The 16,224-nt window shown below is 74.2% G+C and carries 14 protein-coding genes; 12 read left to right on the top strand and 2 right to left on the bottom strand.

Annotation, left to right across the window (positions count from 1 at the left end; all coding sequences use genetic code 11):
• The first annotated feature begins 133 nt into the window (after positions 1–133).
• Positions 134–1,471: a hemolysin family protein gene (locus ACWIX3_RS00660; protein ID WP_448610181.1), complete on the top strand. Its 1,338-nt coding sequence runs from the start codon at positions 134–136 to the stop codon at positions 1,469–1,471.
• 79 nt (positions 1,472–1,550) lie between these two features.
• Here the strand turns inward: ACWIX3_RS00660 and galE are convergent, their stop codons facing one another.
• Entirely contained in the window at positions 1,551–2,507 is a 957-nt protein-coding gene (gene galE / locus ACWIX3_RS00655) for a UDP-glucose 4-epimerase GalE (protein ID WP_448610180.1), read from the bottom strand.
• A 69-nt stretch (positions 2,508–2,576) separates the two neighbouring features.
• Between galE and hisC the strand changes: the two genes are divergently transcribed.
• From hisC to ACWIX3_RS00635, 4 genes are all read left to right on the top strand, one after another.
• Positions 2,577–3,689: a histidinol-phosphate transaminase gene (hisC, locus tag ACWIX3_RS00650; RefSeq protein ID WP_448610179.1), complete on the top strand. Its 1,113-nt coding sequence runs from the start codon at positions 2,577–2,579 to the stop codon at positions 3,687–3,689.
• Between the two features lie 63 nt (positions 3,690–3,752).
• Positions 3,753–4,775 carry a tryptophan--tRNA ligase gene (trpS, locus tag ACWIX3_RS00645; protein WP_448610178.1) on the top strand — a complete coding sequence of 341 codons (1,023 nt, stop codon included), beginning with the start codon at positions 3,753–3,755 and terminating at the stop codon, positions 4,773–4,775.
• The gene (locus ACWIX3_RS00640; protein ID WP_448610177.1) at positions 4,772–5,338 is read left to right on the top strand and encodes a 2'-5' RNA ligase family protein; all 567 of its coding nucleotides are present in this window, start codon (positions 4,772–4,774) and stop codon (positions 5,336–5,338) included. Before trpS ends, ACWIX3_RS00640 begins: the two co-directional genes overlap by 4 nt.
• Before the next feature lie 151 nt (positions 5,339–5,489).
• The gene (locus tag ACWIX3_RS00635) at positions 5,490–6,515 is read left to right on the top strand and encodes a YihY/virulence factor BrkB family protein (RefSeq protein WP_448610176.1); all 1,026 of its coding nucleotides are present in this window, start codon (positions 5,490–5,492) and stop codon (positions 6,513–6,515) included.
• Here the strand turns inward: ACWIX3_RS00635 and ACWIX3_RS00630 are convergent.
• Positions 6,397–7,719 carry a D-alanyl-D-alanine carboxypeptidase family protein gene (locus ACWIX3_RS00630; protein ID WP_448610175.1) on the bottom strand — a complete coding sequence of 441 codons (1,323 nt, stop codon included), beginning with the start codon at positions 7,717–7,719 and terminating at the stop codon, positions 6,397–6,399. The genes ACWIX3_RS00635 and ACWIX3_RS00630 overlap by 119 nt on opposite strands.
• A 240-nt stretch (positions 7,720–7,959) precedes the next feature.
• Here ACWIX3_RS00630 and ACWIX3_RS00625 point away from each other — a divergent pair, with 240 nt between their 5' ends.
• The 7 genes from ACWIX3_RS00625 to ACWIX3_RS00595 all read left to right on the top strand — a co-directional run bounded on the left by ACWIX3_RS00625 (position 7,960) and on the right by ACWIX3_RS00595 (position 16,211).
• Entirely contained in the window at positions 7,960–9,042 is a 1,083-nt protein-coding gene (locus ACWIX3_RS00625) for a BMP family lipoprotein (RefSeq protein ID WP_448610174.1), read from the top strand.
• A 236-nt stretch (positions 9,043–9,278) separates the two neighbouring features.
• Entirely contained in the window at positions 9,279–10,850 is a 1,572-nt protein-coding gene (locus ACWIX3_RS00620) for an ABC transporter ATP-binding protein (protein WP_448610173.1), read from the top strand.
• The gene (locus ACWIX3_RS00615) at positions 10,847–12,058 is read left to right on the top strand and encodes an ABC transporter permease (RefSeq protein WP_448610172.1); all 1,212 of its coding nucleotides are present in this window, start codon (positions 10,847–10,849) and stop codon (positions 12,056–12,058) included. The genes ACWIX3_RS00620 and ACWIX3_RS00615 overlap by 4 nt, the downstream gene beginning before the upstream one ends.
• Positions 12,059–12,113: 55 nt before the next feature.
• Positions 12,114–13,391 (top strand): ABC transporter permease, encoded by a 1,278-nt coding sequence (locus ACWIX3_RS00610; RefSeq protein WP_448610171.1) that lies wholly within the window; start codon positions 12,114–12,116, stop codon positions 13,389–13,391.
• Positions 13,391–13,813, top strand: a complete 423-nt coding sequence (locus tag ACWIX3_RS00605; protein ID WP_448610170.1) for a cytidine deaminase — start codon at positions 13,391–13,393, stop codon at positions 13,811–13,813. The genes ACWIX3_RS00610 and ACWIX3_RS00605 overlap by 1 nt, the downstream gene beginning before the upstream one ends.
• Positions 13,810–15,090, top strand: coding sequence for a thymidine phosphorylase (locus tag ACWIX3_RS00600; protein WP_448610169.1), 1,281 nt, complete (start codon positions 13,810–13,812; stop codon positions 15,088–15,090). The genes ACWIX3_RS00605 and ACWIX3_RS00600 overlap by 4 nt, the downstream gene beginning before the upstream one ends.
• A 269-nt stretch (positions 15,091–15,359) precedes the next feature.
• Positions 15,360–16,211, top strand: coding sequence for an ABC transporter ATP-binding protein (locus ACWIX3_RS00595; RefSeq protein WP_448610168.1), 852 nt, complete (start codon positions 15,360–15,362; stop codon positions 16,209–16,211).
• The last annotated feature ends 13 nt before the right edge of the window (positions 16,212–16,224 follow it).

The following is a 16,224-nucleotide window of genomic DNA, read 5'->3' as shown; positions in this document are numbered from 1 at the left end:
GAGCGTGATCGGCAGGGGGTTGTGGCCGAGGTCTCCGTGGGCGGGTCCACCCGGCCCGGATGGTGCTCCGGCGAGGCCGAGCGGGCAGCATGGACGTCGTCCCACTGCCCCGTTCGACAGGAGCACGCCGCCGGTGAGCGACGTCTGGCTCAACATCGTGATGGTCGTCGCCTTCGTCCTGATCGGCGGCGCCTTCTCCGGGGCGGAGATCGCTCTCGTCTCGCTCCGCGAGTCCCAGGTGCGGGCGATGGCCGAGAACGGCGGACGGCGCGGCAAGGCCGTGCAGCGCCTGCTCAGCGACCCCAACCGCTTCCTCGCCGCCGTCCAGGTCGGCGTCACCCTGGCCGGCTTCTTCTCCGCCGCGTTCGGTGCCAGCACCCTCTCCCGGCCGTTCGCCGACTGGCTGGTCGACCTCGGCATGCGGGAGGGCCTCGCCGGCACGCTGGCCTTCGTGCTGGTCACCATCGCGATCAGCTACCTGTCCCTGGTGGTCGGCGAGCTGACCCCCAAGCGCCTGGCGCTGCAGCGGGCCGAGGGCTTCTCCCTGCTGGTCGCCGCACCCCTCAACGCGATCGCCAAGCTGTCCCGTCCGGTCATCTGGCTGCTGTCGAAGTCGACCAACCTGCTGGTCCGGCTGCTGGGTGGCGACCCGGGGGCCAGCGGCGAGTCGATCAGCCAGGAGGAGCTGCGCGACCTGGTCACCGCGCACGAGTCGCTGAGCTCCGACGAGCGCCGCCTCATCGGCGAGGTGTTCCGGGCCGGCGACCGCGAGGTGCGCGAGGTCATGACGCCGCGCACCGAGGTCGACTTCCTCGAGGCGTCGATGACCACCAGTCGCGCGGCCAAGCAGGTCTCCGACTCCAGCCACTCCCGGTACCCCGTCGTCGGCCGCGACGAGGACGACGTCCTGGGCTTCGTGCACGTGCGCGACCTGTTCCTGCCCAACCACCCGGCCGGCCGCGCGGCCACCGTCGGCGACCTGGTCCGCGAGGTCAAGCGGCTGCCGGGCACCGCCGGCGTCCTCACCGCCCTGTCGGAGATGCGCCGGGAGAACCAGCACCTGGCGATCGTCGTCGACGAGTACGGCGGCACCGACGGCATCGTCACCCTCGAGGACCTCATCGAGGAGGTCATCGGGGAGATCTACGACGAGTACGACGAGGACGTCGTCGTCGACGGCGGCGACGAGCGGCCGGACGGCCCCCAGGAGGTCGACGGGCTGCTCAACCTCGACGACTTCCGCGAGGCGACCCGGCTGCAGCTGCCCGAGGGGCCCTACGAGACCGTCGCCGGCTACGTGCTCGCCGAGCTCGGCCGGCTGCCCGTCGTCGGCGACAGCGTCGAGGTCGAGGGGCGCACGCTGACGGTCCTCGAGCTCGACGGACGGCGGATCGCACGGATCTCGGTCAGCCGCGCGCCGCAGCCGGAGGTCGACCCGGCGCAGGTGTCGACCAGCACGGTCGGCCCGTGAAGGACCCCGTCCCCGCCGCCCTCCGCGGGCTCGGGGCGGGACCCGGGACGAGGCCGGCGGGACCCGGGACGGTGCCGGCTCAGGCGCGCTTCTGCGCGGTCTCCCAGGCGTCGCGCACGATGCCGGTCAGGTCGGTGTGCTTCGGCGTCCAGCCCAGGTCGCCGCGGATCCTGTCGCTGGAGGCGACCAGCTGCGCGGGGTCCCCGGCCCGCCGCTGACCGACCTCGACGGGCACCGGGTGCCCGGTGACCTCACGGACGGCGTCGATCACCTGCTGCACCGAGAAACCGGTGCCGTTGCCCAGGTTGTAGATGCGGTGCTCGCCGGGGGACGGCGCGCCCAGCGCGAGCAGGTGGGCGTCGCTGAGGTCCTCGACGTGGATGTAGTCGCGGATGCAGGTGCCGTCGGGGGTGGGGTAGTCCTCGCCGTAGATCGTCAGGTGCTCCCGCTGGCCGGCCACCACCTGCAGCGCGATCGGGATGAGGTGGGTCTCGGTCGTGTGCCGCTCGCCGAGGCCGTACGCGGCACCGGCCACGTTGAAGTAGCGCAGGCTCACCGCCGCGAAGTCGTACGCGGCCGCGTAGGAGGTCAGCATCGCGTCGACGGCGAGCTTCGTGGCGCCGTAGGTGTTGGTGGGCCGGGTGGGGGCGTCCTCACGGATGGGCACCTGCTCGGGCTCGCCGTAGGTGGCCGCGGTGGAGGAGAAGACGATCCGGCGGCAGTCGGCCGCGCGCATCGCCTCCAGGAGCGCCAGCGACCCGGACACGTTGGTGTCCCAGTAGATCTCCGGCTTGACCTGCGACTCGCCGACCAGGCTCTTCGCCGCGAAGTGCAGCACCGCCTCGGGGCGGACCTCGGCCAGGACCGGCGCGGAGTCGTGCAGCGAGGCCTGCACGAACGTGGCACCCGACGGGACGGCGTCGGCGTGCCCGGTCGAGAGGTCGTCGAGGACGGTCACCTCGTGCCCGCCCTCGAGGAGGGCTGCCGTGACTACGCTGCCGATGTAGCCGGCCCCACCGGCGACGAGAACGCGCATGCGCCCACCCTAGATCCGCGCCCGGCCAGCCACCGCCGCGGTGCGGAGGCGCGGTCAGGAGGTCCGGACGTGGTCAGCGCACGACCGGCGGTGCAGCAGCTGCCCGCCTACCGGCCGGGGCGCAACCCCGCCGACCTCGCGCGGGAGATCGGTGTCGAGCGGGCGGTGAAGCTGGCCAGCAACGAGGTGGCGTTCCCGCCGCTGCCGGCCGTCGTGGAGGCGTTGGCCACCGCGGCGGCGGAGAGCAACCGCTACCCCGACAACGGCGCCGTCGTCCTCACCTCCGCCCTGGCCCGGCGCTACGGCGTCGACCCCGCCCAGGTGGTCACCGGCTGCGGGGCGGTGATGCTCTGCCAGCAGCTGGCGCAGTCGTTCAACGACCCCGGCACGAGCATCGCCTTCGCCTGGCGGTCGTTCGAGATGTACCCGCTGCTGGCCCAGGTGGCCGGCGCCCGCTCGATCCGGGTGCCGCTGGTGCCCGGCCGCCCGGGCGGCCCGGCCGACACGCACGACCTCGAGGCGCTGGCCGCCGCGGTCGACGACTCCACCCGCGTCGTCTTCGTCTGCAACCCGAACAACCCCACCGGGACGGCGGTGCGCCGGCCGGAGCTCGAGCGCTTCCTCGACGCCGTCCCCGCCGACACCCTCGTCGTCCTCGACGAGGCCTACCGCGAGTTCGTCACCGACCCCGACGTCCCCGACGGGCTGGAGCTGATGCGCGGGCGGCCCAACGTCGCCGTGCTGCGCACCTTCTCCAAGGCCTGGGGGCTGGCCGGGCTCCGGGTCGGCTACCTCGTGGCCGAGGACCCGGCGGTCGCCGAGGCCGTGCGCCGGACGCACGTGCCGTTCAGCGTCTCCACGCTCGCCCAGGCCGCCGCGGTGGCGGCGCTCGCCAGCGAGGACGAGGTCCGCCGGCGCTGTGCCGCGGTCACCGCCGAGCGGGAGCGGCTCACGGCGGCGTTGCGCGACCGCGGCCTCGACGTGTCCGACAGCCAGGCCAACTTCGTGTGGCTGCCGGTGGGGGAGGAGGCCGCGGGGCTCGCTGCCGCGCTGGAGTCCCGGGCGGTCATCACCCGGCCGTTCGCCGGGGAGGGGATCCGGGTGACCGTCGGCACGCCCGAGGAGGACGACGTCCTCCTCGCCGCGCTGGACCAGGTCCGCTCGACGGCGCCGGTGGCCTGACCCGCCGCCGGTGACGAGGGCGTTCAGGGCGTGCGGTCCCACGGTGCGGGAACGGCTGGTTTGATGGCCGTCGTGCCTCTTCCCCGTGTGCTCTCCGGCATCCAGCCGACGGCGGGCTCCTTCCACCTCGGCAACCACCTGGGCGCGCTGCGGCAGTGGGTGCGGCTGCAGGAGACCACCGAGGCCTTCTACTGCGTCGTCGACCTGCACGCGATCACCGTCGCCCAGGACCCGGCGGAGCTGCGGCGCAACACCCTCGTCTCGGCGGCCCAGCTGCTGGCCCTCGGCGTCGACCCCGAGCGCAGCACGCTGTTCGCGCAGAGCCACGTGCCCGAGCACCTGCAGCTGTCCTGGGTGCTGGAGTGCCTGACCGGGTTCGGCGAGGCCGGCCGGATGACGCAGTTCAAGGACAAGAGCCAGCGGGAGGGCACATCGGGCACCACGGTCGGGCTGTTCACCTACCCGGTGCTGATGGCCGCCGACATCCTCGTCTACCAGGCCGACCAGGTGCCGGTCGGTGACGACCAGCGCCAGCACCTGGAGCTCACCCGCGACCTCGCGACCCGGTTCAACGGCCGCTTCGGCGACACCTTCCCCCTGCCGGAGGGGATCATCCCGGAGGGGGCGGCGCGGGTCATGGACCTGCAGTCCCCGGACAAGAAGATGAGCAAGAGCCTCCCGCCGGCCGGCTGCGTGTTCCTGCTCGACGACCCCAAGGTGACCGCCAAGAAGATCCGCTCGGCGGTCACCGACACCGGCCGTGAGGTCGTGGCCGACCCGGTGGAGAAGCCGGGGATCACCAACCTGCTGACCATCCACAGCGCGCTGTCGGGCACGTCGGTCCCCGAGCTGGAGGAGCGGTTCGCCGGCCGCGGGTACGGCGACCTGAAGAAGGAGCTGGCGGAGGTCGTCGTCGACTTCGTGACGCCGGTCCGGCAGCGGACCCAGGAGCTGCTCGACGACCCCGCCGAGCTGCAGCGGATCCTGGCGCAGGGCGCGGCCCGGGCCCGGGAGGTCGCCGCCCGCACGGTCGCCGACGTGTACGACAAGGTCGGCTTCCTGCCACCCGCGGGAGCGCCCTCGTGAACGACGACACCTTCGTCCCGCGCAGCCGCCGCGCCGAGCAGACCGCGGTCCTGGGCGTCGTCGTCCCCATCCCGGAGCCGTGGTCGCAGCTGTTCGTGGACTGGCGGGCCAAGGTCGGCGACCCGCAGGCCAACTCGGTGCCGCCGCACGTCACGCTGCTGCCGCCCACCGAGGTGCCGGTGGCCCACCGGCCGGCCATCACCGCACACCTGGCCGAGGTGGCCGCCGAGCACCCGCCGTTCGACATGCACCTGTCGGGCACCGGCACGTTCGCGCCGGTCTCGGCGGTCGTGTTCGTGGCCGTGGCCCGCGGCATCGGGAACTGCGAGCTGATCGCCAACGACGTCCGTCGCGGGCCGCTGGCCCGGTCGCTGTCCTACCCGTACCACCCGCACGTGACCGTGGCCCACGACGTCCCCGGTGACATGCTCGACCTGGCCTACTGCGGACTGGCCGACCTCTCGGCCGAGTTCCGGGTCGAGCACTTCACCGAGTTCGAGCAGGCGCCCGACGGCGCCTGGGTGATCGCCCGCGAGTACCCCCTCACCGGCCCGCCGCACTGAGAAAGGACCCCCTGCTCCCCACCGCTCGCAGGCTCGCGGCGGGACCCGGCAGGGGGCCGTTCCGGTACGTCACCGGGCTCGAGGCGGGATCCTGGCCGTCGGTCAGGGGGCCGGGGCGCGCCCGGCGCGGACTGCCCGCAGACTGGGGCGGGTGAGTGCCACCCGGACCGAGCAACCCGTGCGCACGGGGGACCAGCCGGGCAACGGCCGCTGGTCGCGGGTCACCCAGCTGCCCGGCCGCTGGCAGGGGCGGGTCACCCGCCTGCGCCGCCGCCTCCCGTGGTTCGACCACCTCGCGCGCGCCGGCGGGCGCTACCAGCGCACCCAGGGCGACCTCATGGCCGCGGGCGTCACCTACTTCGTCTTCCTCGGCCTGGTGCCGGTGCTGCTGCTCGTCGCGTCGGTCATCGGGCTGGTCCTCGCGGGCAACGAGCTGCTGCAGCAGGAGCTCTACGCCACCATCCGGGAGAGCTTCCCCGGCCCGACCGGCGGGATGATCACCGACGAGCTGAACGGCGCCGTCGGCTCCGCGGGGCTCACCGGACTCATCGGCCTCGTCGGCTTCCTCTACGCCGGGCTGCGCGCCATGGACAAGCTGCGGCTGGGCATGGAGCGCATCTGGAAGGGGCGCGTCGACGACCCGGAGTTCCTCCGCGACAACCTGCAGGACCTGCTGGCGCTGGCCGCCCTCGGTCTCGCCGGGCTGCTCAGCCTCGGCCTCACCGGCGGGGTCACCCGCGCCACGTCGTGGACGCTGGAGGCGCTGGGCCTGGAACGGGCGCCGGGCCTGTTCCTGCTCACCGCGGTGCTCGGACTGGGCCTGGCCGTCGTCACCGACGTCGTCGTCTTCCTGTGGCTGCTGCGGGTGGTGCCCTCCACCTCCTACCCGCTGCGCCGACTGCTGCCCGGCGCGCTGTTCGGCGCGGCGGGCCTCGAGGTGCTCAAGCTCGTCGGCAGCCTCTACCTGTCCATGATCTCGGGCAGCGTGACCGCGTCGGCGTTCGGCGGCGCCGTCGGCATCCTGATCTGGATCAACGTCGTCTGCCGGTTCGCGTTCTTCACCGCCGCGTGGACGGCGACCCTGCCCCAGGTGCAGGGGGACGCGCGCGTGGTGGCCGAGGGCCGCCAGCCGGTGGCCCCGGCCGCGGGCGGCCGGGGCGCTCCGGCGCCCGGCTGACCGGCGCGGGCACCACGTACACCGCCCGGCGGACACCGACCACCGTGGCGACGACGATGCCCGTGGCGGTCACGGCCAGCGCCACCGGCACCAGCAGGGACCGGCCGTCGTCCGCGGCCGCAGGCGCCGCCGCGGCGGCCACCGCGGCCGGTCCGGGGAACGGGGCGGGGAGCCCCGGGGGGACGACGTCGGCGGCGGAGTCGACCAGGCGGCCCACGCCCGTGGTGCCGGACGGGACGGCGAAGCCCCAGTCCAGCAGCAGCGCGGCCTGGTCGGCAGCGCGCAGCGGCACGCTCTCGGTGCCCATCACGCTGACGACCAGCCGCCGGCCGTCGCGCTCGGCGGCGGTGACGAAGGTGTGCCGGGCGGCGTCGGTGAACCCGGTCTTGCCGCCCAGGTTGCCGGGTGTGCCGGCCAGCGGGTTCTGGTTCTGGATCTGGTAGCCGGGGGAGCGGCCCTCGACCGCGGGCATCTCCGCGAGCGTCGTCCGCAGCAGCGCCACCGTGTCCGGGTCCTCGACCAGCCGCCGGAAGACCAGCGCGAGGTCGTAGGGCGAGGAGGACTGGCCGGCCACGTCCAGCCCGGACGGCGTCCCTGCGACGGTGTCGTAGGCACCGATCGACTCGGCCACCTCGTTCATGGCGCGCACGGTGGCCTCGGTGCCGCCGGCGGCGCGGGCCAGGGCGCCGGCCGCGTCGTTGCCCGACTGCATCACGAGCGCCTGGAACAGCAGGGACACCGGGTATCGCCCACCGGCGACCAGCCCGACCCGGCTGCCCTCGACCGCCTCGTCCTCGACCGTGCCCTCGACGACCTCGGCGGGGTCCAGCCTCGGCAGGAGGGTCAGCAGGGTCAGGACCTTGAGCGTGCTGGCGGGGTAGTAGCGGCCGTGCGGGTCGCGGGCGGCCAGCACCGCGCCGCTGCCGGCGTCGGCCACCAGCCATCCGGGTGCGACCACCTCGTCCGGCAGCGGGGGAGCTCGGTCGACCGCCACGGTGCCGCGGGTGTCGAGCTCCTCACCGCCGACGGTCACCCCGCCGGGCCCGCTGCCCTGGGGTGGTCCGCCGGGCGGAGGTGCGGTGGGCGTGGGCGCGGACGGGTCGGCGGTGGGCCGGGCGTCCTCCGCCACCGCGGGCCCCGCGCCGCCCAACAGCAGCCCCGTCGCCAGCACCGCGGCGGCCAGCCGTGCCACCGGTCGTCGCATGGCGGGCACGCTAGCCCCCGACCCGGGGTCGGTGGGTGGCGCAGGCCACTGCGGTCGGGGTGTAGGCAACGATCCCGTCTCGGTCTCCCACGCGGGGTTCGGCGCAGCCGCCGGGCGCGGTTAGCGTGCCGTCGTCGCGCGCTGTGCGGACCGGCGTCCGCCGGCAGTCGCGCACGACCCCGACCCACCGGGAGCGGCCGCCGCGTCCGTGCGGCCCGTTCCTCCAGAGAGGAGACCGTCTTGCGCCGAGCGCGGAGGATGAAGGCCAGCGCCCAGGCCATGGCTGTGCTGCTGGCCGGCAGCATGGCCCTGGCAGCCTGTGCCAGCGACGAGCCCACCGGCGGCGGTGGTGGTGGTGAGGGCGGTGGCGGCACCGCCGCCGAGGAGCTGCGCGTCGGCCTGGCCTACGACACCGGCGGCCGTGGTGACCGGTCGTTCAACGACTCCGCCTACGCCGGTGCCTCGACGGCCGTCGAGGCCCTCGACGGCGAGCTGCAGGAGCTCAGCCCCAATGACGACGCGTCCAACCGCGCCGAGCTGCTGACCCAGCTGGCCGAGCAGGGCTTCAACCCGGTCATCGCCGTCGGCTTCAACTACGACGACGTCATCGCCGAGGTCGCCCCGCAGTTCCCGGAGACCACCTTCGCGCAGGTCGACGGCTCCAACGAGGACGGCGCCAAGGGCGACAACGTCACCGGCCTGATCTTCGCCGAGGAGCAGGGTTCCTTCCTGGCCGGCGTCGCCGCCGCGCTCAAGAGCGAGGCCGCCCACATCGGCTTCGTCGGCGGCGTGCAGAGCCCGCTGATCCAGAAGTTCGAGGCCGGCTACGTGGCCGGTGCGCAGACGGTCAACCCGCAGATCCGCGTCGACCGGCAGTACATCTCGCCGGCCGGTGACTTCTCCGGGTTCAACGACCCCGCGCGCGGCCAGATCGTGGCGCAGGGCATGTACGACGCCGGGGCCGACATCGTCTACCACGCCGCGGGCGGCTCGGGCATCGGCGTCTTCCAGGCCGCCGCTGCCTCCGGCAACCGGGCGATCGGCGTCGACTCCGACCAGTACCAGACGGTCACCGACCCCGCGCTGCAGGCCGTGATCATGACCTCGATGCTCAAGCGGGTCGACAACGCGGTGGAGCAGTTCATCAACGACTACTCCGAGGGCAACGTCCAGGGCGCGAGCGACGTCCTGAACGACCTGTCCACCGAGGGCATCGCCCTGGCCACGTCGGGCGGCTTCATCGACGACATCCAGGACGACATCGAGCAGTACTCGCAGCAGATCATCGACGGCACCATCACGGTCCCGACGACGGTCGAGTGACACCCGTGCGGGTGTTCCCGCACTGATGGACCACCCTGCGACGCGGGCCCGGGCGGGAGACGCCCGGGCCCGCGGTGCTCCAGGGCCGCCCCGGGCTCGGCCGGGGCCCGGCAGGTGGGGCACCATACCCACGGCCCTCGGGCCCCGAGCGCCGGTGGAGCGGCTGATCCCGCACGCCGGTGCCGTCCGTAGTGACCTCCCGCCCACCGGCGGGTCCACAGCGAGGAGATGCCGGCATGACCCCAGCGGACTCGCCAGCGGAGAGCTCGGCGGCGGCGGGCGACGTCCCCCTCGCCGTCGAACTGCGCGGGATCACCAAGCGCTTCCCGGGCGTGGTGGCGAACAGGGACATCGAGCTGCGGGTCCGCCGTGGCGAGGTGCACGCCATCGTAGGGGAGAACGGCGCCGGCAAGTCGACGCTGATGAAGACCCTCTACGGCGAGCACCGCCCCGACGAGGGCGAGATCCTCGTCGACGGCCGGCCGGTCCAGTTCCGCAGCCCCTCGGACGCCATCGCCGCCGGCATCGGCATGGTGCACCAGCACTTCATGCTGGCCGACAACTTCACCGTCCTGGAGAACGTCATCCTGGGCAGCGAACCGACGAAGCGCGGCCGGCTGGACCGCGCGGGGGCTCGCCGCCGGATCGAGGAGATCTCCGAGCGCTACAACCTGGGCCTGCGGCCCGATGCGCTCGTCGAGGACCTCGGCGTCGGTGACCGGCAGCGCGTGGAGATCGCCAAGGTGCTCTACCGGGACGCCCGAATCCTGATCCTCGACGAGCCGACCGCCGTCCTCGTGCCGCAGGAGGTCGACGAGCTGTTCGGCAACCTCGCCGAGCTCAAACGCGAGGGCCTGACGGTCATCTTCATCTCGCACAAGCTCGACGAGGTGCGCCGCGTCGCCGACTCGATCACGGTCATCCGGCGCGGCACCACCGTCGGCACCGCCGACCCGCGGACGACGACGGCCAAGCAGCTGGCCGAGCTGATGGTCGGCGCCGAGCTGCCCACCCCGGAGACCCGCGAGTCCACCGTCCGCGAGACCCCGGTGCTGCAGCTGGTCGGCGTCACGGTCACCGACGGCGGCCAGCGCCCCGTGGTGGACGACGTGACGCTCACCGTCCGCGAGGGCGAGGTCGTCGGCATCGCCGGCGTCGAGGGCAACGGCCAGGCCGAGCTGGTCGACGCGATCATGGGGCTGCGCCCGCTGACCGCCGGCTCCGTGCTGCTCGGCGGGGAGGACGTCACCGCCTGGAGCACCCGTGCCCGGCGGGAGAGCGGGGTGGGGTTCATCCCCGAGGACCGGCACCGCCAGGGCATGCTGCTCGACGCGCCGCTGTGGGAGAACCGCATCCTCGGGCACCAGACCCGCCCGCCGGCCGTCAAGGGGCCGTTCATCGACCGCCGCGGTGCCCGGGCCGACACCGCCCGCATCATGCGCGAGTACGACGTCCGCGCCCCCGGCCCGGACACCCTCGCCGTCGCCCTCTCCGGTGGCAACCAGCAGAAGCTGATCGTCGGGCGCGAGATGAGCGCACGGCCGCGGCTGCTCGTCGCCGCCCACCCGACCCGCGGCGTCGACGTGGGTGCCCAGTCGGTGATCTGGGAACTGCTCAAGGACGCCCGCGCCGAGGGGCTGGGGATCGTGCTGATCTCGGCCGACCTCGACGAGCTGATCGGCCTGTCGGACACGCTGCACGTGATGCTGCGCGGCCGGCTGGTGGCCACCCTCGACCCGCGGCAGGTGACCCCCGAGGAGCTCGGCGGGCACATGACCGGCGCGCGGACGACGGCGGGTGCGGCATGAGCGGCCTCGTCCGCCGGGTGGGGCTCTCCCTGCTCGGCCCGGTGCTCGCCGTCCTCGTCGCGCTGGTGATCTCCGCGCTGGTCATCGCCCTCATCGGGCAGGACCCGCTCGAGGCCTTCGGGGTGATGGTCGACCTCGGCGACAGCCCCTCGCAGCAGGTGCAGTCGATCGTGGTGATCCTCAACCGCGCGGTGCCGCTGTTCCTCGCCGGCCTGGCGGTGGCGGTCGCGTTCCGGATGGGGTTGTTCAACATCGGCGTCGAGGGCCAGTACCGGCTGGCCACCATCCTGGCCGCCGCGGTGGGCGCGGCCGTCGCCCTGCCCGGTCCGCTGCACGTGCTGCTCATCGTGGTCGCGGCGATGGTCGTCGGCGCGCTGTGGGCCGGGATCGTCGGCGTGCTCAAGGTGACCCGCGGCGTCAGCGAGGTCATCAGCTCGATCATGCTGAACTTCATCGCCCTGGGCCTGGCGTCGTTCCTGCTCACCGGCCCGTTGCGGGGCAGCCCGCCGGGCGCCTCGATCATCACCACCGCGGAGATCCCCGAGTCCGGCCGGGTGCCCAGCCTCAACGGGCTGCTCACCGCGCTGGGGCTGGCCGCACCGCGCAGCGGCCTGTACGGCTTCCTGCTGGTCGCCCTCGTGGTGGGCGTCGTCGTGGCCGTGGTGCTCCAGCGCACCCGCTTCGGCTTCGACCTGCGCGCCACCGGCCTGTCGCCCTCGGCGGCCACCGCCAGCGGCGTCGACGCCCGTGGCATGGTCGTGAAGACGATGCTCATCTCCGGCGGCATCGCCGGGCTGATCGGCCTGCCCGACCTGCTCGGCTCGCAGTACGACTACGGCACCGAGTTCACCGCCGGGCTCGGCTTCCTCGGCATCGCGGTCGCGCTGCTGGGCCGCAGCACCCCGCTCGGCATCGCGCTGGCCGCGCTGCTGTTCGCCTTCCTCGACCGGGCCGCGCTGCCGCTGCAGTTCGCCGACATCCCGTCCTCGGTCGTGACGATCATCCAGGGCACGATCGTGCTCGCCGTCGTCATCGCCAACGAGATCGCCCGCCGGCTGGCGCTGCGCTCGGCCGAGCGGGCCGGCGCGTCCGCCGGCCCCGGCCCGCAGGCCGACGGGGACGACGCCGCCCCACCGCCCACCGCTCCGGACGGCGGGCAGCGGGTCCGCACCGGTGTCCCCGGCACCCCTGAGGACGTGCAGGCATGAACGCACCCCACGAAGACGCTCCGCTGGCGCTCCACGTCTCCGCGGGGACCCCGGCATGAGCACCACGGCAGCGACCCGCACCGGCCGGCCCAGCCGGGGCCCCCTGACCGACCTGCTCACCGGCGGCGGCCGCGCCCGGCGGGTGCTCTGGCTGCTCGTCGGCCTGTGGGTGCTGTTCTCGCTGGTCCGGGTCGTCTCCGGGGAGGTGGAGCTCACCTCGTCGTCGACCCTCTCGGCGGCGCTGCTGCTCGCCGTCCCCATCGGCCTGGCCGCCCTCGGCGGACTGTGGTCCGAGCGCGCGGGCGTGGTCAACATCGGCCTCGAGGGGATGATGATCCTCGGCACCTGGGGTGCCGGCTGGGCCGGCTACCAGTGGGGCTGGGTCGGCGCGGTCGTCGGCGGCGTGGCGTTCGGCGCGGCCGGCGGCCTGCTGCACGCGATCGCCACGGTCACCTTCGGCGTCGACCACGTCGTCTCCGGCGTGGCGATCAACATCCTCGCCGAGGGCGTCGTCCGCTTCCTGTCCGAGCTGCTGTTCACCGAGGACACCGGCGGCGGCCCGACGCAGTCGCCGTCCCTGGCCAGCGACCCGCCGTCCTTCTCGCTGCCGGTGCTGTCCTCCGGGCCGGACCTGCTCGGCGACCTCGAGCGCCAGCACTGGTTCCTGGTCAGCGACCTGGCCGGCCTGCTGCGCGGGCTGACCAACGGCGTCGGCCTGCTCACCCTGCTGGCCGTGCTCCTGATCCCGGTGTCCTACCTGCTGCTGTGGCGCACCGCGTTCGGCCTGCGGCTGCGGTCCTGCGGTGAGAACCCGGCCGCGGCGGACTCCCTCGGCGTCCCGGTCTACCGGCTGAAGTACCTCGCCGTGGTCATCTCCGGCGCGCTGGCCGGCCTCGGCGGCGTCTTCCTGGTGTTCGTCGCCGGCATCTACCGCGAGGGGCAGACCGGCGGCCGCGGCTTCATCGGCCTGGCGGCGCTGATCTTCGGCAACTGGCGGCCCGGCGGGCTCGCGGCCGGCGCGGGCCTGTTCGGGTTCGCCGACGCCCTGCAGCTGCGCAGCCAGACCGCGGTGGTCGCCCTGCTGCTGCTCATCGCCGTCCTGCTCGCCGGGGTGGCGGTGTACCAGGCCGTGCGCCGCAAGCTCGTGCAGGCGGTGCTGGCCGGGGTCTTCGCCGTCGCCGCGCTGGTCGGCTTCCTCACCATCGACCGGCTGCCCGAGGGCATCGTCTTCTTCACCCCGCACCTGACCACGCTGCTCGTGCTGTCGCTGGCCTCCCAACGCCTGCGGATGCCGAAGGCCGACGGGTTGGTCTACCGACGAGGAGAGCACTAGTGGACGTCGATTGGGAGGCGCTGCGCGGCGCCGCCCGGGAGGCGATGACGCACGCCTACGCCCCGTACTCCCGCTTCCCGGTGGGCGTGGCCGGGCTGGTGGACGACGGCCGCGTCGTGACCGGCTGCAACGTCGAGAACGCCTCCTACGGGCTGGGCCTGTGCGCGGAGTGCGGCATGGTCAGCGACCTCGCCCGCACCGGCGGCGGCCGGCTGGTGGCCGTGGCCTGCGTGGGCGGGGACGGGCAGCCGCTGATGCCCTGCGGGCGGTGCCGGCAGCTGCTGTGGGAGCACGGCGGGCCGGAGATGCTCATCGAGACCGTGTCCAAGTCCTCACCCACCACGGCCCGGATCGTGCCGATGCGCGAGGTGCTGCCCGACGCGTTCGGGCCCGACGACCTGGCGAAGGCGGCCGGCCGGTGACCGCCTTCGACGCGATCGACGTCATCCGCACCAAGCGGGACGGCGGGCAGCTCAGCCCCGAGCAGATCCGCTGGGTGATCGACGCCTACACCCGCGGGGTGGTGCCCGACGAGCAGGTCAGTGCGCTGCTCATGGCGGTGTTCTTCCGCGGCATGGCGCCCGGGGAGCTCGCCGCCTGGACGCAGGCGATGATCGACTCGGGCGAGCGCAAGGACCTGTCCTCGCTGGGCCGGCCGACGGCCGACAAGCACTCCACCGGCGGGGTCGGCGACAAGACCACGCTGCCGCTGGCGCCGCTGGTCGCCGCCTGCGGGGTGGCGGTGCCGCAACTGTCCGGCCGGGGCCTCGGGCACACCGGCGGCACGCTGGACAAGCTCGAGTCGATCCCGGGCTGGCGGGCCGACGTGCACGAGGAGGCCTACCTGGCGCAGCTGCGCGACGTGGGCGCGGTCATCTGCGCCGCCGGCCACGACCTCGCCCCGGCGGACAAGAAGCTCTACGCGCTGCGCGACGTCACCGGCACCGTCGAGTCGATCCCGCTGATCGCCAGCTCGATCATGAGCAAGAAGATCGCCGAGGGCGCCGACGCGCTGGTGCTCGACGTCAAGACCGGCTCGGGCGCGTTCATGAAGGACCCGGGGGCCTCCCGCGAGCTGGCCCGCACGATGGTCGGCCTCGGCGAGGCGGCCGGGGTGCACACCGTGGCCCTGGTCACCGCGATGGACCGCCCCCTGGGTCGCGCCGCGGGCAACGCCGTCGAGGTGGCCGAGTCGGTGGAGGTGCTCGCCGGGGGCGGTCCGGCCGACGTCGTCGAGCTGACCCTCGCGCTGGCCCGGGAGATGCTCGCCGGCGTCGGGCGCGGCGACGTCGACCCGGCCGAGGCCCTCCGGAACGGGCGGGCCATGGACGTCTGGCGGCGGATGGTCACCGCGCAGGGCGGCGACCCGGATGCGCCGCTGCCGCAGCCGGCCGAGAAGCACGTCGTGACCGCCCCGGCCACCGGCACGCTGACCCGCCTCGACGCCTACGCCCTCGGCGTGGCCGCCTGGCGGCTGGGCGCCGGTCGGGCCCGCAAGGAGGACCCGGTGTCGGCCGCCGCGGGCATCACCTGGACCGCCGGGGTGGGGGAGGAGGTGGTGGCCGGCCAGCCGCTGCTGGAGCTGCACACAGACGACGCCGCGCGTCTCCCGCGGGCGCTGGAGGCGCTGGAGGGCGCGGTCGGCGTCGACACCGCCGACGAGCCGCTGCCCCTCCTCCTGGACCGCGTCACGGCATGAGGAAGGCCCTCCTGGGTCCCCTCGCACGCGCGGGGACGTCCTGGAGGGGCCGGCTGAGGTGCGCCGCCCCGCGAGGCGGCGCGAGCAGTCGGGCCCCGGAGGGGTCCCCGACGAGTGCCGGGATGGGCTCACCGCGGGTCGGGACGGCAGTCGGAGGCGGTGCGCGCCGGAGGCGCGCGACGAGCATGGTGGGAGACTGCGTCCTCGTGCAGAAGGACTCCCTCCTCCCCACCACTCGTACGCGCGCAGCGCGACCCGGGAGGGAGCCGGTGGACCCGGACGCCGCCATCTCGGTCCGCGGCCTGGTGAAGCGCTACGGCGACCGCGCCGCAGTCGACGGCCTGGACCTCGACATCCGCCGCGGTGAGATCTTCGCGCTGCTGGGCCCCAACGGCGCCGGCAAGACCACCACCGTCGAGGTGCTGGAGGGCTACCGGAAGCGGGACGGCGGCGACGTGCGCGTCCTCGGCGTCGACCCGGCGCGGGGCGGACGGCGCTGGAAGGCGCAGCTGGGCATCGTGCTCCAGTCCGGCGCGGGGGACAGCCAGCTGTCGGTCCGCGAGCTGCTGAAGGCGCGGGCGTCGTACTACGGCGAGCCGCGGAACCCGGACGAGGTCCTCGAACTCGTCGGCCTCACCGACAAGGCGGGGGCCCGCGGCCGCACCCTCTCCGGTGGCCAGCGCCGGCGGCTGGACGTGGCGCTGGGCATCGTCGGCCGTCCGCGCCTGCTCTTCCTCGACGAGCCGACCACCGGCTTCGACCCCGAGGCGCGGCGTCAGTTCTGGGCGCTGATCCGCTCGCTGCGCGACCTCGGCACCACGATGCTGCTGACCACCCACTACCTCGACGAGGCCGAGGCGCTGGCCGACCGGGTCGGCGTCCTCGCCAGCGGCCAGCTCGCGGAGGTCGCCGTCCCAGCCGCGCTGGGCGGGCGCGGCACCGCACCCGCCGTCGTCCGCTGGACCGAGGACGGCGTCCGGCGCACCGCCGAGACCGCCACGCCGACCGCGTTCGTGCGAGAGCTGGCGGCCCGCTTCCCCGGCGAGGTGCCCGACCTGACGGTCGCCCGGCCCACGCTCGAGGACGTCTACCTGAAGATGATCGGGCAGGACCCCGAGTGAGCGAGCGCCGGCG

The organism is Geodermatophilus sp. URMC 60, assembly GCF_053502585.1.
The sequence above is the reverse complement of the archived record's forward strand: the minus strand, read 5'-3'. Positions and strand labels throughout refer to the sequence as shown.

Bases quoted from the DNA above. Each gene is read 5' to 3' on its own strand.
- ACWIX3_RS00620 (WP_448610173.1), top strand. From the start codon at position 9,279: ATGACCCCAGCGGACTCGCCAGCGGAGAGCTCGGCGGCGGCGGGCGAC.
- ACWIX3_RS00615 (WP_448610172.1), top strand. From the start codon at position 10,847: ATGAGCGGCCTCGTCCGCCGGGTGGGGCTCTCCCTGCTCGGCCCGGTG.
- trpS (WP_448610178.1), top strand. From the start codon at position 3,753: ATGGCCGTCGTGCCTCTTCCCCGTGTGCTCTCCGGCATCCAGCCGACG.
- galE (WP_448610180.1), bottom strand. From the start codon at position 2,507: ATGCGCGTTCTCGTCGCCGGTGGGGCCGGCTACATCGGCAGCGTAGTC.
- ACWIX3_RS00630 (WP_448610175.1), bottom strand. From the start codon at position 7,719: ATGCGACGACCGGTGGCACGGCTGGCCGCCGCGGTGCTGGCGACGGGG.
- ACWIX3_RS00610 (WP_448610171.1), top strand. From the start codon at position 12,114: ATGAGCACCACGGCAGCGACCCGCACCGGCCGGCCCAGCCGGGGCCCC.